The sequence below is a fragment of the Pseudarthrobacter sp. NamE5 genome (genome assembly GCF_005796225.1).
Taxonomy (GTDB): Bacteria; Actinomycetota; Actinomycetes; order Actinomycetales; family Micrococcaceae; genus Arthrobacter.
Genome location: NZ_VAHO01000004.1, coordinates 166,783 through 187,942, shown reverse-complemented (window position 1 = coordinate 187,942; position 21,160 = coordinate 166,783). Strand labels below are relative to the sequence as shown.

Annotated in this window: 22 protein-coding genes; 10 read left to right on the top strand and 12 right to left on the bottom strand. The window is 65.2% G+C overall.

The window, feature by feature from the left end; translation table 11 throughout:
- Positions 1–2: 2 nt before the first annotated feature.
- Positions 3–1,025, bottom strand: coding sequence for a 2,3,4,5-tetrahydropyridine-2,6-dicarboxylate N-succinyltransferase (gene dapD, locus FDW84_RS07465; RefSeq protein ID WP_138608066.1), 1,023 nt, complete (start codon positions 1,023–1,025; stop codon positions 3–5).
- Between the two features lie 50 nt (positions 1,026–1,075).
- Between dapD and dapE the strand changes: the two genes are divergently transcribed.
- Positions 1,076–2,212: a succinyl-diaminopimelate desuccinylase gene (dapE, locus tag FDW84_RS07460; protein ID WP_138608064.1), complete on the top strand. Its 1,137-nt coding sequence runs from the start codon at positions 1,076–1,078 to the stop codon at positions 2,210–2,212.
- A gap of 91 nt (positions 2,213–2,303) precedes the next feature.
- Here dapE and FDW84_RS07455 read toward each other — a convergent pair whose 3' ends face one another.
- The 4 genes from FDW84_RS07455 to FDW84_RS07440 form a co-directional block, all read right to left on the bottom strand.
- Positions 2,304–3,143, bottom strand: coding sequence for an amino acid ABC transporter permease (locus FDW84_RS07455; RefSeq protein WP_138608062.1), 840 nt, complete (start codon positions 3,141–3,143; stop codon positions 2,304–2,306).
- A complete protein-coding gene (locus FDW84_RS07450; RefSeq protein ID WP_138608060.1) occupies positions 3,140–3,790 on the bottom strand; it encodes an amino acid ABC transporter permease in 651 nt (216 codons plus the stop codon). The genes FDW84_RS07455 and FDW84_RS07450 overlap by 4 nt, the downstream gene beginning before the upstream one ends.
- Before the next feature lie 85 nt (positions 3,791–3,875).
- Positions 3,876–4,763 (bottom strand): glutamate ABC transporter substrate-binding protein, encoded by an 888-nt coding sequence (locus tag FDW84_RS07445; RefSeq protein WP_138132008.1) that lies wholly within the window; start codon positions 4,761–4,763, stop codon positions 3,876–3,878.
- Positions 4,764–4,832: 69 nt separating this feature from the next.
- Positions 4,833–5,588 (bottom strand): amino acid ABC transporter ATP-binding protein, encoded by a 756-nt coding sequence (locus tag FDW84_RS07440; protein WP_138132010.1) that lies wholly within the window; start codon positions 5,586–5,588, stop codon positions 4,833–4,835.
- Positions 5,589–5,693: 105 nt separating this feature from the next.
- Between FDW84_RS07440 and FDW84_RS07435 the strand changes: the two genes are divergently transcribed.
- The 4 genes from FDW84_RS07435 (at position 5,694) to FDW84_RS07420 (ending at position 8,586) form a co-directional block, all read left to right on the top strand.
- The gene (locus FDW84_RS07435) at positions 5,694–6,476 is read left to right on the top strand and encodes an LOG family protein (RefSeq protein ID WP_138608058.1); all 783 of its coding nucleotides are present in this window, start codon (positions 5,694–5,696) and stop codon (positions 6,474–6,476) included.
- Between the two features lie 49 nt (positions 6,477–6,525).
- Positions 6,526–6,924 (top strand): DivIVA domain-containing protein, encoded by a 399-nt coding sequence (locus FDW84_RS07430; protein WP_138608056.1) that lies wholly within the window; start codon positions 6,526–6,528, stop codon positions 6,922–6,924.
- The gene (locus tag FDW84_RS07425; RefSeq protein WP_371419143.1) at positions 6,921–8,186 is read left to right on the top strand and encodes a hypothetical protein; all 1,266 of its coding nucleotides are present in this window, start codon (positions 6,921–6,923) and stop codon (positions 8,184–8,186) included. Before FDW84_RS07430 ends, FDW84_RS07425 begins: the two co-directional genes overlap by 4 nt.
- Before the next feature lie 232 nt (positions 8,187–8,418).
- Positions 8,419–8,586 carry a DUF3117 domain-containing protein gene (locus FDW84_RS07420; protein ID WP_009357720.1) on the top strand — a complete coding sequence of 56 codons (168 nt, stop codon included), beginning with the start codon at positions 8,419–8,421 and terminating at the stop codon, positions 8,584–8,586.
- 54 nt (positions 8,587–8,640) lie between these two features.
- Here the strand turns inward: FDW84_RS07420 and FDW84_RS07415 are convergent, their stop codons facing one another.
- On the bottom strand, positions 8,641–9,273 hold the full coding sequence (locus tag FDW84_RS07415; protein WP_138608054.1) for an O-methyltransferase: 633 nt from the start codon (positions 9,271–9,273) through the stop codon (positions 8,641–8,643).
- Between the two features lie 225 nt (positions 9,274–9,498).
- On the opposite strand from FDW84_RS07415, the gene sigE reads away from it, so the two are divergent.
- From sigE to FDW84_RS07400, 3 genes are all read left to right on the top strand, one after another.
- Complete coding sequence (gene sigE / locus FDW84_RS07410) at positions 9,499–10,113, top strand: RNA polymerase sigma factor SigE (protein ID WP_138608052.1); 615 nt, start codon at positions 9,499–9,501, stop codon at positions 10,111–10,113.
- Between the two features lie 7 nt (positions 10,114–10,120).
- Entirely contained in the window at positions 10,121–10,969 is an 849-nt protein-coding gene (locus tag FDW84_RS07405) for an anti-sigma factor (protein ID WP_240721425.1), read from the top strand.
- 69 nt (positions 10,970–11,038) lie between these two features.
- Positions 11,039–11,449: a twin-arginine translocase TatA/TatE family subunit gene (locus FDW84_RS07400; protein ID WP_138608048.1), complete on the top strand. Its 411-nt coding sequence runs from the start codon at positions 11,039–11,041 to the stop codon at positions 11,447–11,449.
- Between the two features lie 43 nt (positions 11,450–11,492).
- Here FDW84_RS07400 and FDW84_RS07395 read toward each other — a convergent pair whose 3' ends face one another.
- From FDW84_RS07395 to FDW84_RS07385, 3 genes are read right to left on the bottom strand one after another with little or no spacing between them, the layout of a single operon-like run.
- Positions 11,493–12,635: an Mrp/NBP35 family ATP-binding protein gene (locus FDW84_RS07395; RefSeq protein WP_138608044.1), complete on the bottom strand. Its 1,143-nt coding sequence runs from the start codon at positions 12,633–12,635 to the stop codon at positions 11,493–11,495.
- Positions 12,635–13,333, bottom strand: a complete 699-nt coding sequence (locus FDW84_RS07390) for a DUF1003 domain-containing protein (RefSeq protein WP_171046700.1) — start codon at positions 13,331–13,333, stop codon at positions 12,635–12,637. The genes FDW84_RS07395 and FDW84_RS07390 overlap by 1 nt, the downstream gene beginning before the upstream one ends.
- Positions 13,317–14,603 (bottom strand): magnesium transporter MgtE N-terminal domain-containing protein, encoded by a 1,287-nt coding sequence (locus FDW84_RS07385; RefSeq protein ID WP_138608041.1) that lies wholly within the window; start codon positions 14,601–14,603, stop codon positions 13,317–13,319. The genes FDW84_RS07390 and FDW84_RS07385 overlap by 17 nt, the downstream gene beginning before the upstream one ends.
- A gap of 77 nt (positions 14,604–14,680) precedes the next feature.
- Here FDW84_RS07385 and FDW84_RS07380 point away from each other — a divergent pair, with 77 nt between their 5' ends.
- Positions 14,681–15,658, top strand: coding sequence for a YflT domain-containing protein (locus FDW84_RS07380; RefSeq protein WP_138608039.1), 978 nt, complete (start codon positions 14,681–14,683; stop codon positions 15,656–15,658).
- 135 nt (positions 15,659–15,793) lie between these two features.
- On the opposite strand, the gene FDW84_RS07375 is transcribed toward FDW84_RS07380, so the two are convergent.
- Positions 15,794–17,380, bottom strand: coding sequence for an aminopeptidase P family protein (locus FDW84_RS07375; RefSeq protein ID WP_138608037.1), 1,587 nt, complete (start codon positions 17,378–17,380; stop codon positions 15,794–15,796).
- A gap of 139 nt (positions 17,381–17,519) precedes the next feature.
- Between FDW84_RS07375 and FDW84_RS07370 the strand changes: the two genes are divergently transcribed.
- Positions 17,520–18,368 carry a PHP domain-containing protein gene (locus FDW84_RS07370; RefSeq protein ID WP_138608035.1) on the top strand — a complete coding sequence of 283 codons (849 nt, stop codon included), beginning with the start codon at positions 17,520–17,522 and terminating at the stop codon, positions 18,366–18,368.
- Between the two features lie 13 nt (positions 18,369–18,381).
- Here FDW84_RS07370 and FDW84_RS07365 read toward each other — a convergent pair whose 3' ends face one another.
- Complete coding sequence (locus FDW84_RS07365; protein WP_138608033.1) at positions 18,382–19,254, bottom strand: DNA-methyltransferase; 873 nt, start codon at positions 19,252–19,254, stop codon at positions 18,382–18,384.
- Between the two features lie 8 nt (positions 19,255–19,262).
- Positions 19,263–20,963, bottom strand: a complete 1,701-nt coding sequence (locus FDW84_RS07360) for a DEAD/DEAH box helicase (RefSeq protein ID WP_138608031.1) — start codon at positions 20,961–20,963, stop codon at positions 19,263–19,265.
- Positions 20,964–21,160 lie beyond the last annotated feature (197 nt).

The window sequence follows — 21,160 nt, the reverse complement described above, 5'->3', positions numbered from 1 at the left end:
GGTCAGTTGGCGTGCAGGGCGTCGTTCAGTTCCACTGTCTGGCCCTGGCGGGGAAGCACCTCCACCGCGCCGGTGGTGGAGTTGCGGCGGAACAGCAGGTTGGGAACGCCGGAGAGCTCGGCTGCCTTAACGATCTTGGTGGTGTCCTCGCCCACCTCGTCCTTCGGGCCCGGTACACGTACCCGGGTTCCGGCCGTCACGTACAGGCCGGCCTCGACCACCGAGTCATCGCCGATGCTGATGCCGACGCCGGAGTTCGCCCCCAACAGGACCCGTTCGCCGATGGTGATCTTTTCCTTGCCGCCGCCGGAAAGGGTGCCCATGATGGACGCACCGCCGCCGACGTCGCTGCCGTTGCCCGTCACCACGCCTGCCGAAATACGGCCTTCGACCATGGAGGTGCCCAGCGTTCCGGCGTTGAAGTTGACGAATCCCTCGTGCATCACCGTGGTGCCCTCGGCCAGGTGCGCACCCAGGCGCACGCGGTCGGCGTCGGCGATCCTGACACCCGACGGCACTACGTAGTCCACCATGCGGGGGAATTTGTCGATGCCGTAGACGGTGACGGCGCCGCGGCGGCGGAGCCGTGCGCGGGTCAGCTCGAAGCCTTCCACCGCCGCCGGGCCGAAGTTGGTCCAGACGACGTTGGGCAGCTTGGCGAAGATTCCGTCCAGGTTGATGGTGTTGGGCTGGACCAGCCGGTGTGAGAGCAGGTGCAGGCGCAGGTAGGCATCGGCGGTGTCGGCCGGGGCTTCATCGAGGTTGATCTGGACAAAGACCACTTTCTGCTCCGTGCCGCGGTCCTCGTCAGCTCCGTTGTCCGCGATCCTGGTGAGGGACTCGTCAGCATCCTCCACGGAACGCAGGTTGTCGGCGGCCGCACCGAGGGCTGGAGTGGGGAACCAGACGTCCAGGACGGTGGCGTCAGCGGTGGTGATGGTGGCTACGCCGAAACCGTAGGCGGAACGTTCGCCACTGGTTGTATTCGAGGTTTCGGGCATGGCGGAAGAAGCAGTTTCAGTCATTTCCCCAGTCTATCGACGGGCAGCGACAGCCTCCGAACTAGACTGGCTTCGTGACTGCCGAAACCTCCCCGGGATCTTCCCTCCTTGCCCTTGACCTCCGCCAGGATGTTGCGCTCCTTACCGCCGCCATCATGGACATCAACAGCGTGTCCGGCAATGAGACGGAACTTGCCGACGCCGTCGAGACGGCCCTGCGGAACATTCCGGAGCTGCACGTCGTGCGGGACGGTGATTCGATCGTTGCCCGAACGGAGCTGGGCCTCCCCGAACGCGTCATCCTGGCCGGGCACCTGGACACAGTACCCCTGCCCATGACCGAAGGTGCCCGGGGGACAGTGCCGTCCACCTGGGAATCCCGTGTGCCGGGGGAGGGGATCCTGTATGGCCGCGGAGCCACGGACATGAAGGGCGGCGTGGCCGTGCAGCTGGCGCTTGCCGCTACCCTGTTCGACGGCGGCGCTGCGCCGAAGCGTGACGTCACCTTTGTCTTCTATGACCATGAGGAAGTGGAAGCGGTGAAGAGCGGCCTGGGGCGCCTGGTCCGTAACCACGGTCATCTGCTTCATGGTGATTTCGCCATCCTGCTGGAGCCCACCGACGGTACCGTGGAGGGCGGGTGCAACGGCACCAGCCGGTTCGAGGTCACAACAGTGGGGGAGGCGGCGCACTCCGCCCGTGCATGGATGGGCAGCAATGCCATCCACGCGGCGGCTCCCGTCCTGGCGAGGCTGGCGGCCTATGAGCCGCGCACAGTGACCGTAGACGGGCTGGAATACCGCGAGAGCCTGAATGCTGTGAAGATCAATGGCGGAACTGCCGGCAACGTGATTCCGGACAGGTGCGTGGTGGAGATCAACTACCGCTTTGCCCCGGACAAGACCCCGGACCAGGCCGAAACGGTGGTGCGGGAGCTTCTGGACGGCTTCGACGTCGTGCGTACGGATGCTGCTGCCGGGGCCCGGCCAGGGCTGCAGCACCCTGCGGCGGCTTCCTTCGTTGCCGCCGTGGGGGCCGAGCCGAAGCCCAAGTACGGCTGGACCGACGTCGCACGTTTCAGTGAGCTGGGAATCCCGGCGGTGAACTTCGGGCCGGGCGATGCCCTGCTGGCCCACAAGGACAACGAGCATGTGCATGCCGACGCGGTCCGCAGGTGCCTGCGGGCCCTCAAGGAATGGCTCGCTGCCTGAACTTCAGGAAGCCCGGATGTTAAAGAGGACGGCCCGGACCAGTTCATCAGAAGGTCCGGGCCATCCTCGTCATGAAATAACCTGCAGGGGGTCAGGGAACTGGGGCATTGGCCTTTTCCGGTTCAGCCTTGGCCACACCACCGGCAGCCTTCCTGGATCCGCGGCGCTCAATCCAGACAGCGATCCTTGAAACGAGGATATTGATGGCGATGTAGATCGCCGCCGCAACAAAGAAGATGGGGAACAGGAACTGGGTGCCCAGGAAGTCCGCCATCACCTGGACCGCACGCAGCAACTCGCCATACGCCACGATGTAGCCGAGGGAGGTGTCCTTCAGGAGCACCACCATCTGGGCCACCAGGGAGGGCATCATGCGGCGGATGGCCTGCGGCAGCTCGATGAGCATCCGGGACTTGAAGCTTGTCAGGCCGATGGCCAGCCCGGCTTCACGCTGCCCCCGTGGCAGCGACTGGATACCGGCCCGGATAATTTCCGCGAACACTGCCGAGTTGTAGAGCACCAGGCCCGTGACAACGGCAATGAAGGGTGAGGTGCCGAAACCCAGCAGGATGAACAGCATCATCAGGACCACAGGCATGCCGCGAAGGAACTCCAGGACCACCCGGACGGGAATGCGGATGGCCGCTGCGTCCGAGATGCGCAGCAGGCAAAGCACCAGTCCCAGTGGGAAGGCAATCACAGCGGCGATGGCAGCGGCGCTCAGGGTTGCACCCAAGCCGTTGCCCAGGAGGGTCCAGACATCTGCCCGGGTAAAGATCTGCCAGCGGCGGCCTTCGAAAATGCCCTGCTGGGCGAGGGTCATCACGATCCAGGCCAGCAGGCCCAGGATCAGCAGGGACCCCACGATCGAGCCGATCAGGTAAATCCGGCGGGCTTTGGGACCCGGAACGTCATAAAGGACTGAGCTCATCGGGCGATCGCCACCTTTCGTTCCACCGTGCTGGCCAGGATGCCCAGCGGAACGGTGAGGAGCAGATAGAAGAATGCTGTGCCCAGCAGCACGGCGATGACGGCGTCACCGTTGGCGTTGGCCAGCTGCCGGCCGTAGCCGAACAGTTCCAGGACAAAGAAGGCGCCGGCAACAGAGGAGTTCTTCACCAGGGCGATCAGGATGTTGATCAAGGGCGGGACCACCGTCCTCAGTGCCTGCGGCAGGATGATGAGGTTCAGGACCTGCCCGAAGTTCATGCCGATGCTGCGGGCCGCCTCAGCCTGTCCCACCGGGACGCTGTTGACACCCGAGCGGACAGCTTCGGCGATGAACGCTGCGGTGTAGGTGCTGAGTGCAATGATGGCGGCGACTTCGAACTGCTCGAATTTCACGCCGAGCCGGGGAAGGACGATGGCTGCGAAGAAGAAGGCGATGGTGAGCGGAGTGTTACGGAGGACCTCCACGTAGACCATGCTGAAGCCGCGGAGTGCTGCCACCGGGGAAACCCTGGCTGCCGCGAGCAGGGTGCCGAGTACGAGCGCTATGACCCCCGAAACGGCGGATAGGAAAAGTGTGCGGAGAAAACCTTCCCAGTACAGGGGGAGGTTTTCAAAAATGACGTCCATAGGATCCTTCGGCTGTGGGCGTGGACGGGAGCAGAGACGGCGGTTGCCGGGGCAGCGGAGCAGCCCCGGCAACCACTGAAGTTACTTAGTAACGGTCAATCTCGGGCAGCTCGGGCGCAGTCTTGATGACTGAGCCTGCGGTTGCTTCCCAGGCCTCCTTGTAGGAACCGTCCTCCTCGAATGCCTCCAGCTGGTCATTGATCCAGTTGCGGAACTCGGTGTCGCCCTTCTTCAGGCCGATGCCGTACGGCTCCTTGGTGAAGGTCTCGTCCGAGGCGAGCTTGAAGGCGTCGGGCTCCTTGTCCACGAAGCCTGCGAGGATCACGTTGTCCGTGGTGACAGCTTCAACCTGCTTGTTGCGCAGCGGCTCCAGGCAGGCAGAGTAAGTGGCTGCAGGGACGAGTTCGGCGCCGTACTGGTCCACGATGGTGGCGGCGGGGGTGGAACCGGTGACGGAGCAGACCTTCTTGCCCTTGACGTCCTCGGGGGTCTTGATGGTGTCGTTGTCCTTGTTCACCATCAGGGCCTGGCCGGCTTCGTAGTACGGGCCGGCAAAGTCGACGACCTGCTTGCGCTTGTCATTGATGGTGTAGGTGGCGATGACCAGGTCCACCTTGCCCTGCTCGATGAAGGGTTCGCGGTTGGCGGAGACTGTTTCCGACCATTCGATCTTGTCCGCGGGAATGCCGAGCTTCGCGGCAATCAGTTTGCCGATCTCGACGTCGAAACCAACAGGCTTGCCGTCCAGGCCCACCTGGCCGAACAGCGGCTGGTCAAACTTGGTGCCGATCTTGATGGTGCCGGCCGAGGACAGCTTCTCCATGGTGGTGCCGGCGGCGAACGTGGGCTTCTCCTCGACGGTGGGATCGCTGGTGGTTCCGGCGCCACCTCCGCCGCAGGCGCTCAGGGAGAGGGCGAGGGCAGCGGTAGCCGCCACGAAGAATGACTTCCGCCGGGTCATAAATGCCTTCATGACATTCCTTTCATTGGTGGCCGTGGATCACGGCCTGGGTGCGAACTGGAGTGTGATCGTTCGGGTAAATCAGTGGGTGAGGAGCTTGGAGAGGAAGTCCTTGGCCCGGTCGCTCTTCGGGTTGGTGAAGAATTCTTCCGGGGTGGCGTCCTCGACGATCTGGCCGTCGGCCATGAAGACGACGCGGTCGGCGGCTTTCCGGGCAAAGCCCATCTCGTGCGTGACCACGATCATGGTCATGCCCTCCTTGGCCAGCTGGACCATGACGTCCAGGACCTCGTTGATCATTTCCGGATCAAGCGCGGAGGTGGGCTCGTCGAACAGCATGACCTTTGGCTTCATTGCCAGGGCCCGTGCAATTGCAACGCGCTGCTGCTGCCCGCCGGACAGTTGCGCCGGCAGTTTGGGGGCCTGGTGGCCAACGCCGACCCGCTCGAGCAGTGCCATGGCGTCCTTATCCGCGGTCGCCTTGGGAACACCCTTGACCTTGATGGGGCCGAGGGTGACGTTTTCCAGGATGGTTTTGTGCGCGAAGAGGTTAAAGGACTGGAAAACCATTCCGACGTCGGCGCGCAGCTGGGCGAGTTCCTTGCCTTCTTCCGGAAGCACCTTCCCGTCGATGCTGATGGTTCCGCCCTCGATGGTCTCCAGGCGGTTGATGGCGCGGCAGAGGGTGGACTTACCGGAGCCGGAGGGCCCGATGACCACGACAACCTCGCCCTTGCGGACCTGCAGGTTGATGTCCTTCAAAACATGCAGCTGGCCGTAGTGCTTGTTTACGCCGTTCAGGGAGACGAGGGTATCGCCGGGCACATGAGTAGTCATAAGAAAGAATCTAGCGAACAACCGGCTCATTATGATGCGAATCACCCCAACTTCCTGCGGATCGTGATTCAAGAGATACCTGCTGCGGGAGGATAGCCTTGGTGAATGAGCATCAATGCAGATCCGGCCAGAAATACCCAGCCACGCCGTAAGGGGCCCCTCGAACTCCGCCGCAAACAGGCTGCGGTGGAGATGTCTGACCAGCATCTGCTCGACACCAAGGGTCCGGGACAGTTTGTCCACACCGATCCCTGGCGGGTACTGCGCATCCAAAGTGAATTCGTGGAAGGCTTCGGCGCCCTGGCTGACATCGGCAAGGCCGTCAGCGTCTTTGGCTCAGCGCGCACCAAGCCGGGCAGTCCCTATTACGAGATGGGCGTCGAAGTTGGGCGGAAACTGGCCGAAGCCGGTGTCGCCGTCATCACTGGCGGCGGGCCCGGGTCCATGGAAGCTGCCAACCGCGGCACCGTTGAAGGCAACGGCGTCTCCGTCGGCCTGGGCATCGAACTGCCCTTTGAACAGGGCCTGAACCAATGGGTGGACCTGGGCATCAACTTCCGGTACTTCTTCGCCCGCAAGACCATGTTCGTCAAGTACGCACAGGGCTTCATCGTCCTGCCCGGCGGTCTGGGTACCCTGGACGAGCTGTTTGAGGCAATGGTGCTGGTGCAGACCCGGAAGGTGACATCGTTCCCCATCGTGCTTCTCGGCGTCGGTTTCTGGGGTCCCATGATCGACTGGATCAGGGGAACCCTGGTGGCCGAAGGCATGGTCTCGGAGAAGGACCTGGACCTGATCCAGGTTGTTGACGATCCCGCCGAGGCAGTGGACCGCGTACTGCACGTGCCCCCGGCTCCCTCCCTCAACGGAGAGCAGCGGCCTGAGTAGCCGGGCGTGGGAACGGGCCCCCCACAGCCGGTTCTGGCACGATGGAAGCGTGAGCTTTTTTCTGGTTTTCCTGGCCGTCCTGCTGCTCGGAGGTGTCATCTGGGTCAGCCTCGGGCTGCGGTCCGGCACGGCAGGCAGCCGTAAGTTGCCCGGCTTGGTGGACGGCGGTTTGGAACAGCCGCCCGCCAACCTGCCGCCTGTCCTGCTGCCGGCCCGGGCCGCACCGGAGGATGTGGACCGCGTGCGCTTCTCCCTGGGACTTCGCGGCTACCGGATGGACCAGGTGGACCAGGTGCTGGACGAGTTGCGGGACCAACTGGCCGCCAAGCAGGAGGAACTGGACTCTAAGCAAAAGGAAATCGACGCGCTGCGGGCAGCGCTGCCGGAAGCCGGAAACCCCGGCGCCGAACGTGGCGGGACCTCCGCGCACGAAAAGGACGTGCCGTGAGCACGGTGGCGCGCCGAAAAGCCGGGCTGGTTCCGTCCCTTCAGGACTGGGCCGTGCAGGTGCCGGCCGCCGTGCGCCGCTGGCCATGGTGGCTCCAGGTCACGGCAATCTACCTTGGCGCCCGGCTGGTCAGTGCCTGCATCTTCATGGCGGCAGCCCTCCACCAGGGCCCCAACCCCTGGTTTCCGGCGAAGCCCGATTACTGGAACTTCATTAACATCTGGGACGCCGGCTGGTACGGCCGGATCATCGCCAGCGGCTATCCCTCAATCCTGCCTACCGACGCTGCCGGCAACGTGCAGGAAAACACGTGGGCGTTTTATCCCTTGTATCCGGCTTTGGCCAAAGGACTGAGCGGGCTGACGGGCCTGTCTCCTGCAGCATCCCTGACAATGATCGCCATGATGGCCGGCTGGGCTGCGGCGCTGGTGGCCTATGTCCTGTTCCGCCACAAGGCCTCCCACGGTCCGGCACTCTGGGGCGTGGCTTTCTTCGCGAACTTCCCGGTCTCAGCGGTCCTGCAGGTGCCCTATGCAGAGTCGCTGTCGCTGCTGCTGCTGGCGACAGCATTGCTGTTGGTGGTGAGGAGGCAGTACTGGTGGGCCATGCCGGTGGTGGTGCTTTTGTGCCTGTCCCGCCCCGTGGGGGTGCCCTTCGCTGCCATGCTGGGGCTGATCTTCCTGCACCATTTTTGGGAGCGGTTCCGGGCTGGAAAAGCCGGCGGGCTCCCACTCAACGGGACGCACTCGGGCGGCGACCTCGTGGCACTTGCTGCCCTGACCGGCGTCGGGGGCGCAATGGCACTTGCCTGGCCGGCGGCGGCGTGGGCGGCAACAGGTGATGTCCGTGCCTACACCAAGACGGAAACTGCGTGGCGGGGCCACGACCTGGTGCCGTTCAAGCCCTGGTTCGACACCGGCGTGGACCTCTTCGGCCCGGTCCTGGGCGTGCTGGCTCCCTTCGTTTTCGTGGCGCTTTTTGGCGCCATGCTGTTCCTGCCGCCCGTGCGGCAGCTCGGCGTCGAACTCCGCCTGTGGTGCGCCTGCTACATGGGCTACCTGGTGGTGTTCCTGCATCCGCAGACCAGTACGTTCCGCCTGCTGCTGCCGCTGTTTCCGTTGGCGCTGGGAGCGGCCCTCCTGTCGCGTTCCAGGGCCTACCGGGGGACGGTGGTGCTGATGTTCCTGCTGCTGCAGATCGTCTGGATTGTGTGGTTGTGGGCGTGGGCACCATTGCCCGGCGGCGGCGATTATCCGCCTTGACCTACTGCACTTCCGCGCAGGTCAGGACTGGATTACCAAGACGATGGAAATGTCCATCGATTAGCTACGTACGGGTAATTCCGCGATAATGGTAAGTAAGCAAGGACAAAAAGCATTCAGAATACGCGCAGCCTTGGCGGTGTACATCCACCCAGCCATAGCGGCTTGATCGACATGCGGACACAGCCCGCCCGGGCTGATCAGTCCTGGACAAAATGGAGGGGAATTCCTCATGGCGGCTATGAAACCACGCACCGGCGACGGCCCAATGGAAGTCACCAAGGAGGGCCGCAGCCTGATCATGCGTGTCCCGCTCGAAGGCGGCGGGCGCCTGGTGGTCGAGCTGAATGCGGCCGAGGCAGCCAACCTCAAGGAATGCCTCGTCGGCGTCACCGAATAAATGTGCGGGCAGGGTCCGCAGCCACCATGCTGCAGACCCTGCCCTTTTTTGCGGCTATTTCTTGACTGCCACCAGCAGTCCGTCACCGGTGGGAAGCATGGCAGAGGCCAGCCTCTCGTCGTCGCGGATCGCCTTGCCTACCTGGCGCAGTACCACGGTAGTGGCTTCCCGCCCCGCAGGGTTGGAAACCTTGTCCTTGTCCAGGGCGTCGTTGATGATCAGCAGCCCGGCCGGCTTGAGGAGCCGGATGGCCTGCTCCACGTAGCCGGGAAGGCCGGGCTTGTCGGCGTCGATGAACACGAGGTCGTAGGCGGTGTCTGTAAGCCGCGGCAGAACGTCACCCGCCCTGCCGGAAATGGTGCGGGTGCGGTTGGCGGGGCTGCCTGCCTCCGCGAATGCCTCGCGGGCGGCCTTGAGGTGTTCGACGTCCACGTCGATGGTGGTAAGGACGGACTGGCGGCCCAGGCCCCGCAGCAGGCACACACCTGACACTCCGGCTCCCGTCCCGACTTCGACGGCGGTCTGGGCCTTTGACGAGGCGGCCAACACAGTGAGGACCGCTCCAACCCCCGGCCCTACCGGGGTGACTCCCAGCTCAAAGGACCGCTCCCGGGCCCGCAGCATGACCTCATCCTCAGCGGGCAGATCTTCTGCATAGGACCAGCTGGTGGACTTGTCGGCACTCATGGGATTCGCTTTCTGGGCGGCAGGGGATGTCCTCTACAGCCTACTGTGTCCGGCGGCAGCAGCGGCGGAGCCGGGCGGTTGCGCCTACGGCTGAACTTTTGCGCAGTCAGGAAATTCACAGACAAGTTTGAAATGATAATTATCCGCTCATCCGCAAGGTGACCGGCGCCGAATAAGAGATGTCAACAGTATCCGGGCGTTAGCATTCCACGAGGGGAGTGGACGATGTCATCATCAGTTGTGGCACCTGTCCCTGCAGCAAACCATCCTGAGAGCGAGTGGGTCCGTCCCACCTGGGAAGAAGTGGTCACCAATCACTCCGCGAAAGTCTACCGGCTTGCCTACCGCCTGACAGGAAACAAGTACGACGCCGAGGACCTCACCCAGGAGGTGTTCGTCCGCGTCTTCCGCTCGCTGGAAAACTTTAAGCCTGGAACCATCGACGGTTGGCTGCACCGCATCACCACCAACCTCTTTCTCGACCAGGCGCGGCGCAAGACCCGCATCCGCTTCGATGCCCTTGCCGAGGACGCTGAGTCCCGTCTCCCGGGCCGTGAGCCGGGGCCCGAGCAAAGCTTCGAGCTGAACAACCTCGATGTTGACGTGCAGGCGGCTCTGGAGGAACTCCCGCCCGACTTCCGCGCTGCCGTGGTCCTGTGCGACCTTGAAGGCCTCTCCTACGACGAGGTTGCGGAGGCGCTGGGGGTAAAGCTCGGCACCGTCCGGTCAAGGATCCACCGCGGACGCACCATGCTGCGCGAGAAGCTTGCCCACCGTGACCCGCGTCCACAGCAGGCCCGCCGGAAACTGTCCATGCCGCGCATCGCCGGCATCCTCTGAACGGCGCATGAGGTCCCGGTTTCCGTTCGGACGCAGGCATGAGCGCACCCGCAGCCATCTTCAGTCCTGCCACGAATGCTCTTCGGCCATGCGGCGGGAACGCCAGTACCTGGAGCGGCTTCGTGATGCCCCGATCCCGCCCGCCAGCGCTGACCTGACGGCCCGGCTGCTGGCCCGGACACAGGAGCTGGCAGCCACGGCACCGGCGGCCCCCCAGAGTCAGGCTGCTCCCCGGAGGGCTGCCCGCTTCCTGGCAGTTACGGCGGTAAGCAGCGTGGCTGCAGCAGGTGTGCTGGCCGCGGGTGCCTTCGCAGCCGCGGGAGATCCGCTGCCCGGTGCCGCAGCAGATGCGGCCGCGCTGTCGCAGGTTTCGTCCCAGACCCCAGCCGACGGCCGGCTCTTGAGCGGGGAACAGCTCAACCGGCTGCGCTCAGAGGGCTGGGCCTGTCCGGACCTGGAAGCAATGGGATTCCGCCTTGAATCAGCAAGAGCCACGGTGCGTGACGGCCGGCCCGCCGTGGAGATACGGCTCACCGACGGCACCCACTATGCAACTGTGGTGGAACAGCGTGCCGCTGGGCAGGGTGGAGCCAGCCAGGACAACCCCCTGCACGTGTGGCGGTCCTCGCCCTGGTCGGCAACCTACCGGACCCCGGGCCACACCTTCACCTATGAATCGAACCTGCCGGCCGAGCAGGCCGACGACGCCGTTCCGATCCTCCAGCGGCTGGGGACGCTGGCCGAGGAGGGCGTGGCGGCCGGAGTGCCGGCTGCCCAAAGGGAAGCAGCCGAAGAGTCACTCGCTGCCCGCCTGCAGCGCGGGGCCAACCGCATCGTGGCCTTTTTCACCCCATAGGACGAGCAGTTTCCGCAGCCCCCGGGCGGGAATCGTCACTGGCAGCCCGGAGAGGGTAATCTTCCTAAAGTGTTTGGAATCAACGGCCCGGAGTTCTTCCTTCTGCTGATCATTGGCGTACTGGTGATCGGCCCCCAAAGGCTGCCCGAATACACCCAGAAGCTGGCAAACCTGGTCAAGGAAGTACGCCGCATGGCTTCCGGTGCCCGTGAGCAGATCAAGGAAGAAGTGGGCATCGATATCGACGATGTCGACTGGAAGAAGTACGATCCCCGCCAGTACGATCCGCGGCGCATCATCAAAGAGGCACTGCTCGACGACGAGTCGAAGCCTGTCAGCGCAGGCGCTCCGGCTGCTGTTGCCGCCGTTTCAGGAGCCGCCGCCGGCGCCGCAGGGATCGCTGCCGCCCAGCGGCCGGCACGGGCAGTCCAGTCATTGCCTCCGGGCGAGGCTGCGCCGTTCGACACTGAAGCCACATAGCCCGGACACCCGCTGCCCGGCCGTCTGCTGACAAACTGCGGCCTCAGCGCGGCTGCAGCCCCAGTTTCATCCCCGCAAGTCCGCGAGGTGTCGCCGCCAGGCGCCCCGCAATGGCTGACAGCGCCTGAGCCGCCGGTGTTCCGGCCTGGCCCAGGACTATCGGGACGCCGGTGTCGCCGCCTTCGCGAAGCTGTATGTCGAGCGGGATCTGTCCCAGCAGGGGCACTTCTGCCGCCACTGTCGCTGTCAGCCGCTCGGCGAGCACCTTCCCTCCGCCGCTTCCGAACAGTTCCATCCTGCCGCCGTCGGGCATTTCAAGATAGGACATGTTCTCAATGACGCCTGCCACTTTCTGGCCTGTCTGGGTGGCGATCGCGCCGGCCCGCTCGGCGACGTCCGCGGCGGCTGCCTGCGGTGTGGTGACCACGAGGATTTCGGCCTTGGGCAGCAGCTGGGCTACGGATATCGCGATGTCCCCGGTGCCCGGCGGCAGGTCCAGGAAGAGGGCGTCCAGGTCGCCGAAATAGACGTCCGTGAGGAACTGTTCAAGGGCACGGTGCAGCATGGGGCCGCGCCAGGCCACGGGCTGGTTGCCGCTGACGAACATTCCGATGGAAATTACTTTGACGCCGTAGGCAACCGGGGGAAGAATCATGTCGTCCACGCGGGTGGGCGGCTGGGTGATGCCCATCAGCGCAGGCACTGAGAAGCCGTATACGTCGGCATCCACAATGCCCACCCGAAGGCCCTGGGCCGCCAGCGCGCAGGCGAGGTTGACGGTCACCGAGGACTTTCCCACTCCGCCTTTGCCGCTGGCTACCGCGTAAACCTTGGTCAGGGAATCGTGCTGGTTGAAGGGGATGCCGCGCTGGCCCCCGGCGCCGCGGAGCAACTCCTTGAGCGCGTCCCGCTGTTCCTGCGTCATCACCCTCAGTTCAACGTCGACGGCGGCGACGCCCGGCACTGCCAGCAGCGCCTTGGTGGCGTCGGAGGTAATGGTGTCCCTGAGGGGGCAGCCGGCGATGGTGAGCAGGACCACCAGGCTTACACAGCCGTCGTCGGAAATGCTGACGGAGTCCACCATCCCCAGCTCCGTGATGGGCCGGCGGAGTTCGGGGTCGATGACGGTGGCCAGGGCAGCATTCACTGCATCGGCCAGCGCGGGGCCGGCGGTGGGTTCGTTCATTAACGGTCCTGGTTGGAATGGCCGGGTTTGATCCGGGGAATTTGCTGCGTACGGGGACTGCGCTGCCGGTCACGCTGCTCGCGAAGCTTTTCCCGCACCTTGTCCTTGGGGGTCTCGTGCTGCCCATGCCCGTCAGGCTCGTGGGCGCGGAGCTCCTCCTGGGCTTCCAGCATGTCTTCCAGGAGCGAGCGCAGCTCGGCGCGGACGTAGTCGCGCGTGGCAACCTCGCGCAACGCGATCCTCAGCGAGGCGAGCTCGCGGGTGAGGTATTCGGTATCGGACAGGTTGCGTTCAGCGCGCTGGCGGTCCTGCTGCAACGAGACGCGGTCACGGTCGTCCTGCCGGTTCTGCGCGAGCAGCAGCAGCGGGGCCGCGTAGGAGGCCTGCAGGGACAGCATCAGGGTCAGCAGGGTAAACCCCAGGTCCTTGGAATCGAACTGCCATTCCAGCGGGGCCCAGGTGTTCCAGGCCAGCCAGAAGATACAGAACACCGTCATGTAGAGGAGGAACTGCGGCGTGCCCATGAACCGGGCAAAACCCTCGGTGGCGTGCCCGAATGCGTCCGGATCGGGGGACAGCTTCGGCAGGATCCGCTGGCGTCCGCTCAGGGGTGTGTCCAGGCTGCCTTTCTGCGCCGCCTTCCCGCCTTTGCGCTGCTGGGGGTTCTTCGGGGCGCTGCTGTCAGCCAATGCGGCCACCAAGCCTTCTTATCGGGGCTTCGCCATCGTGGGCGCGCCAATCATCCGGCAACAGATGATCCAGGACGTCATCAACAGTCACCGCCCCCACAAGCCGGCCGGCGTCATTGACCACGGGGAGGGAGTTCAGGTTATAGGTGGCAAGGGTCCTCGCCACTTCGCTGATATGCGCCTGGTCGGACAGGGGCTCCAGGTTCTTGTCCACCAGGTTCCCCAGCGACTCGAACGGTGGGAACCGGAGCAGCTGCTGGATATGGACCACGCCCAGGAACCTGCCGGTGGGCGTCTCCAGCGGCGGCCTGGCGATAAAAATTGAGGAAGCAAGGGCGGGTGAGAGCTCCTCCCGGCGCACATGTGCCAGCGCTTCGGCCACCGTGGCTTCCGGTGGCAGGATGACCGGGACAGGGGTCATGAGCCCGCCCGCAGTGTCCTCGTCATACTCCAGCAGCCGCCGGACGTCCTCTGCGCCCTCCGGCTCCATCAGCTGCAGGAGCTCCTCGGCCTGGGCAGAGGGGAGCTCTCCCAAGAGGTCAGCGGCGTCATCGGGATCCATCTCCTCCAGGACGTCCGCGGCGCGCTGGAGGTCCAGGGCAGAGAGGATCTCCACCTGGTCGTCCTCCGGGAGCTCCTGGAGGACGTCGGCAAGGCGCTCATCCTGCAGCTCGCTCGCCACTTCGAAGCGGCGTTTGTCGCTCATCTCCTGCAGCGCTTCGGCGAAGTCCGCGGGCTTGAGGTCCTCGTGGTTTGCCACGAACTGGGTGGCTGCCTGCGGTTCGGTACGCGGACCCTGCAGGGCGTCGGCCCAGTCAATGATCAGGGTTTCGTTGTTCCGGCGCAGCCGGCTCAGCGGGGACACGGAATGCCCGCGCCGGACAAAGAGCTTGCTGACGAACCAGTCACCGGAACGGGTCTGGTCCATGGCAATGTCTTCGATGGTGGCATCGCCGCTGCCGTCCCGCAGCGTGACGCGGCGGTCGAACATTTCGGCGACCACCAGCGTTTCGGCCCCTCGCTGTTCGAACCGGCGGAGGTTGACCAGTCCGGTGCAGATAATCTGGGTCTGGTCGATGGAGGTGATCCGGGTCATGGGCACGAACACCCGCTTCTTCCCAGGAACCTCGACGACGATGCCCACCACATGCGGCGGGCCCTGGGTCCCCCGGGAGAGCACAACCACATCGCGCAGGCGGCCCAGCCGGTCGCCCAGCGGGTCGAAGACATCGAGGCCCAAGAGGCGGGCGACGAAGACGCGGGTAGGTGTTGTGCTCACTCCTACAGGCTACCGAGTCTGCTCTCTTTTAGCTGAATTTACAGGCAGCATCCATACTCATGGGCAAGAATGGGGGTATGGCAAACATTTTTGGTGCTCCCAAGGCTGGCGGGCCCGGTGGAATGGACGAGGCCCGTGCCGTTCCCACCGGCGATACCGTGGGTTCCTACACCTCCTACCTGGATGCCCAGAAAGCGGTGGACTATCTCGCGGACCAGCAGTTCCCGGTCCACATGGTCTCCATTGTGGGCAACGAACTGAAGATGGTGGAGCGGGTCACGGGGCGCCTCAGCTACCCGCGGGTGGCGCTGTCCGGAGCGTTGAGCGGCATGTGGTTTGGCCTGTTCGTGGGCGTCATGCTGTCCTTCTTTGCGCCGTCGCCGGGGTACTTCTCGATTCTTACGTCCGTGCTGATGGGCGCAGCGTTCTTCATGCTGTTCGGCATCGTCACCTATGCGATGCAGCGGGGCAAGCGGGACTTCACCTCCACGAGCCAGGTGGTGGCTACCAGCTATGACGTCGTGGTGTCGCCGGAAGCAGCCCACGAAGCCCGGCGGCTTCTTCAGCAGTTGCCGATGACCCGGTCCGACGCAGCAGCCGGCGGCGGTGCCTACACGCAGCGGGACTATCACAACCAGCCATACCAGCAGGGCCAAGGACCGGCCCGTCCCTCCGGGTGGAACGATCCCTACGGCCAGCACTCCGGTTCTTCCGTGCAGGAAAACCTCGGCCAGGGAAACAACTCGGGCCAGGGAAACAACCCGGGCCAGGGCGCACCCGCCGGCCATCACGATGTCCCGCAGCAACCGGCTGCGCCGGTTCGCTCCGTCCGCTACCCGGACCTGCCGGACGGCCGGCCCCAATACGGCATCCGACTTCCGCAGGCTCCTGCTGCCGGCGCCGGCGGGCTGCAGGGCGGGCAGGGCCAGCACATGACGCAGGACCAGGAGCCGGCGCAGGACCAGTACCGCGGGCATGAGGAGCATGCGGAAGGCCAGCGCGGGGACGGCGAGCACGGGTCTGACCAGCAGCGCCCCGGCGAGGGCCGGCAGTAGCGGCAGCAGGCACCCTCGAATAAAGAAAAAGCGGGGCGGCCGGAGGATTCCTCCGGCCGCCCCGCTTCTTATTCCCTTGCAGAAGGCCTCTTTTGTGTACGCGCGAATGCCGTAGAGCGGCGCGGGGACTTCGGGCTAGGCGTCTTTGGCTGCCTCGGCTTCCCGGTAGATTCCGGCCATCCAGTCCTCTACCTCGCCGGGCGTGCGGGGCAGGCCCGCGCTGAGGTTGACGGGTCCGTCGGCGGTCATCAGGACGTCGTCTTCAATCCTGACTCCGATCCCGCGGTATTCCTCCGGAATGGCAAGGTCCTCGTCCTTGAAGTAAAGGCCGGGTTCGATGGTGAACACCATGCCTTCGGTCAGGATGCCGTCCAGGTAGAGTTCGCGCCTGGCCTGGGCGCAGTCATGGACGTCCAGGCCCAGGTGGTGGCTGGTGCCGTGCGGCATCCACCGGCGGTGCTGCTGGCCCTCGGGACTGATGGCTTCTTCGACCGACACCGGCAGGAGGCCCCATGCGGCAAGCCGTTCAGCCAGCACTGTAGTGGCCGCGGTGTGTACGTCGCGGAACTTGGCACCGGGCCGGGCGGCCGCGAATCCGGCATCGGCGGCGTCCAGGACCGCTTCATAAACCTTGCGTTGGACGTCGCTGAACGCTCCACTGGCGGGAAGGGTGCGGGTGACGTCGGCCGTGTACAGTGAATCGACTTCCACCCCGGCGTCCAGCAGGAGGAGCTCGCCGGCATGGATCCTTCCGGTGTTGCGGGTCCAGTGCAGCACCGTGGCGTTGTTGCCCGAGGCGGCGATGGTGTCGTAGCCGAGATCGTTCCCCACTTCGCGCGCCCTGGCGAAGAAGGCACCTTCCACCACCCGCTCGCCCCGTGCATGCGTGAGGGCGCGGGGCAGGACCTTCACTACCTCCTCGAAGCCTTCAACAGTGGCCGCCACCGCAAGCTTCATCTGCTCGATCTCCCAGCCGTCCTTGAGCAGCCGGAGCTCGGAGAGGGCTTCGCTCAGCTTCTCGTCCAGGGCATCGAGGACTCCCAGGTCCAGGTTCTCGGGGTCCCTGGCGGTGTTGTAGCGTGCGGTGTCCACCAGTGCATCAATATTTTCGTCCACCTTGCGGACCAGGCGGATGGACATACCACCGATTTCCGGGGCACCCACATCCTTGGTGATGGCCGTCTCCAGCTGGTCGATGTGGGCCGTGGCCAAGCCAAGGCGCGCCTCGAACTCGGCAAGCGTGGGGCGTGCGCCGATCCAGAATTCACCGGAGCGTGCGTCGGCATAGAACTGTTCTGTGTCCCTGCCGGCCAAGGGCCGGAAGTAGAGCGTGGCCCGGTGGTGCCCGCCGTCGTCGCCCTTTCCTTCCGCAACCGGCTCCATGACCAGCACCGCGTCCGGCTCGTGGTCAAGGCCGAGCCCGGTAAGGTGCGCGAACCCTGAGTGCGGGCGGAAGCGGTAGTCGCAGTCGTTGGAGCGGACCTTCAGCGGCCCCGCGGGAATTACCAAACGTTCGCCCTTGAACTGGTCGGAAATGGCCTTGCGCCGGTTTGCGGCGAAATCGGCCACGGCGTCACGGGCCGGGAGTTCCTGGCGGGAGGGCGCCCAGTTGCTGGCCATGAAGGCCTTGAAGGCGTCGGAACTGGGCCGCTGGGAGCGGTTGTTGACGCGCTCGTCCAGGGGCTGGGAAGCAGAGTTTTGGGTGTTTTCGGCATCGTTCACGGCACCATCGTCTCACCAGGTCCGCGGCGGCGCGAACAGGTGGACCGGCAGCGGTGCCGCTTGTCCCGGACGCAGGGTGTGTACCCCGGGCGCGGCAGGGCATACGCAGGGTGAACGGAAGGTCAACTAGTCTGGACAGGTGAGGATCGACCTGCATGCCCACTCCAATGTCTCGGACGGCACCGAGAAGCCCGCAGACGTCATGGCTTCTGCTGCCCGCGCCGGCCTGGACGTGGTGGCCCTGACCGACCACGACTCCACCGCGGGCTGGGCTGAAGCATCTGCCGCCGCTGTCGAACAAGGAGTGGCCCTGGTGCCGGGAATGGAGGTTTCCTGCCGCACGGAGGAGGGCATCAGCGTCCACCTGCTCAGCTACCTCCACGATCCAAACCATCCGGGGCTCCTGGAGGAGATTACTAAGGCCAAGGACGCCCGCCACACCCGTGCCGAGCGGATGGTCACCCTGCTGGCGGAGGACTACCCCCTGACGTGGGATGACGTCATCCACCACGTGGCTCCCGGCGCAACGCTGGGCAGGCCCCATATCGCGGACGCCTTGGTGGCCGCAGGCGTGGTGGAGGACCGCTCCGAAGCCTTCGCCTCCATCCTCACCTCACGCTCGCGCTACTTCATCCAGCACTACGCACCCGCTCCCGCGACCGCCGTCGAACTGGTCCGTGCTGCCGGCGGGGTGCCGGTCTTTGCCCATCCTGTGGCCTCCGCGCGGGGACGCATTGTGGGGGAGCGCGTCTACCAGGAGATGATCGATGCCGGCCTGGCGGGGTTGGAGATCGACCACCGGGACAATCCCGAGGAGGGCAGGGCGTTCCTGCGCCGGCTCGCGGTTAAGCACGACCTGCTGGTAACCGGATCCTCGGACTACCACGGGACCGGCAAGCTCAACCTGCTGGGGGAGAACCTCACCGCGCCCGAGGCGCTGGCGCGGATCGAGGAGATGGGGACAGGGACCGCCGTCGTCCGCCCCTGACCCCGCCCCTGGGCTAGTTCGGCGGGAAGGACGTGAACCGGGCGTGGGCACCCAGCCGCTGGGCCATTATGTCGATGGCGGGCTGGTTCTGGTCCACGCATACGAACCTGCGGCCCATCTTGGCGGCCACGGCACCGAGGGTTCCGGAACCTGCAAAGAAATCCAGGCACCAGTCGCCGGGCCGGCTCGAGGCCGCCACTACCCGCCGCACCAGGCCCTCAGGCTTCTGCGTGGGGTAGCCGGTCTTCTCCTTGCCGGTGGGGGAGACGATGGTGTGCCACCAGACGTCCGTGGGCAGCTTGCCCAGCTCGCGCTTGGCCGGAGTGACCAGGCCCGGCGCCATGTACGGCTCGCGGTCCACCTCGGCACTGTCGAAGTGGTATTTGGTGGGGTTTTTGACGTACACCAGTATGTTGTCGTGCTTGGTGGGCCAGCGGTTTTTGGCCCGGGCACCGTAGTCGTAGGCCCAGATGATTTCGTTCAGGAAGCACTCACGGCCAAAGATTGCATCCAGCATGACCTTGGCATAGTGCACCTCACGGTAGTCGAGGTGCAGGTACAGGGTGCCGTTGTCCGCCAGGAGCCGCCATGCCTCCACCAGCCGCGGCTCAAGGAAGGACCAATAATCGCTGAAGGCATCGTCGTAGCGGTGGAGGGCGCCCTTGATGGTGTCGTAGGAGCGTCCCTTGAACCCGACGCGGTCCCCGGTGCCGTCCGCGTTCACCACCATGGTGGTTTGCTGGCGCCGCTGGGCCCGGCCGGTGTTGAACGGAGGATCCACGTAGATCAGTGTGAAGGCGCCGTCCGGCAGCGAAGGGAGGAAATCCGCGTTGTCCGCGTGTACCACCAGGCTGCTGCCGTCCGGCGCCCAGACGGTGTCAGTCATTGAGCGGGTTAAGCCTCGGTGCCTGGCTGCGCGGTCCCGTCCGCACCTGCAACCACTTCCCCGTTCCGGCGGCGCGTGCGGGTGCGCGTGCGGCGGGTGCGTGAGGGCTGCTCGCTGTCCGCGGCGGCTGGGGCATCGCCGGCTGCTGCCGTGGAGGTCGCCGCGGACTCGGAAGTACGACGGCGGCGCTCACCTGAGCGGGCATCGGAGTCACCGCTGCGGCTGCCTTCGCGCTTACGGTCCCGTCCGGCGCGCTCGCGTCCATCACGCTCGCGTCCGCCGCGCTCGGCGGACCTGCCGGCGTCACGTCCGCCGCGGCTGTTCTTCTTGCCGGTCTCGCCCAGGTCCTCCAGCATTTCGGCGTCAACGCCCGCCAGGGTGCGCTTGTCACGGGGCAGGCGGCCCTTCGTGCCTTCGGGAATGTCAAGGTCCGCGTACAGGTGAGGCGATGAGGAGTACGTTTCCACCGGCTCGGAGACATTGAGGCCAAGTGCCTTGTTGATCAGCGCCCAGCGGGGTACATCGTCCCAGTCCACGAAGGTGACGGCGGTGCCCTTGTTGCCGGCGCGGCCCGTGCGGCCCACGCGGTGCAGGTAAATCTTCTCGTCCTCAACGCACTGGTAGTTGATGACGTGGGTGACGTCCTCAACGTCAATGCCGCGCGCGGCGACGTCCGTTGCAACGAGGACATCCACCTTGTTGTTGCGGAAGGCCCGGAGTGCCTGCTCGCGGGCGCCCTGGCCCAGGTCGCCGTGGATGGCGGCGGCAGCGAAGCCGCGGTCCACCAGTTCCTCCGCAACCTTGGCTGCGGTGCGCTTGGTCTTGGTGAAGATGATGGTGCGTCCGCGTCCCTTCGCCTGGAGGATGCGGGCCACCACCTCGATCTTGTCCATGCTGTGGGCGCGGTAGATCAGCTGGCGGATGTCGCGCTTGGTCAGGCCTTCATCTTCCGGATCGGCCGCGCGGACGTGGGTGGGCTGCGTCATGTAGCGGCGTGCCATGGCGATGACGGGGCCGGGCATTGTGGCGGAGAACAGCAGGGTCTGGCGGACTGCCGGGGTCGCCGCAATCAGGGTTTCAACGTCAGGCAGGAAGCCCAGGTCCAGCATCTCGTCCGCTTCGTCGAGGATGACGATCTTGACGTTCTTCAGGCTCAGGTGCTTCTGCTTATAGAGGTCGATCAGGCGGCCCGGGGTGCCCACCACAACCTCCACGCCCTTCTTCAGTGCCTCCACCTGGGGCTCGTAGGCCCGGCCACCGTAGATCGTGGCGATTCGGGCATTGCGCTTGCGGGAGGCGGTCTGCAGGTCGTTGGCCACCTGCACCGCGAGTTCACGGGTGGGCACGATTACCAGGGCCTGCGGCGCGCCGGGGACTGCGAGTTTTTCGTAGCCGGGGTCGTCCTGGCCCACCACGCGCTGGAGCGCGGGAATGCCGAAGCCCAGGGTCTTGCCGGTTCCCGTCTTGGCCTGGCCGATGATGTCGTGCCCGGACAGGGCCACCGGCAGGGTCATGGCCTGGATGGGGAACGGGTGCGTGATTCCGGCGTCAGCCAGGGACTCCACGATGTCTGCGCGCACGTTATAGTCCGCAAAGGATTTTTCCGCGATCTCGTGGGGCTTCTCATCCGAGATAATGGTTTCTTCCGGCTCAATGGTCTCGGTGCCGGTCTCGTCGGTCAGAAGTTGGTGGGTGTGCAATTCACTCACTGGGGAGTTTCCTTATTCATTTGGGCCAGGGCGCTGCCTGCTCAACGGAGCGGCTGGGCAGCCGTCCCGGAGCATGCTCGAGCGCGCAAGCAATTCCAGTGGAAGCCGATCGCGGGCTATCTAAATGCTGGCACTGGTGACCAGCGGGTGGTACTCAAGATCGCGTAGGGGCGGGCTTGTTGGTTTCAAATAAGGGA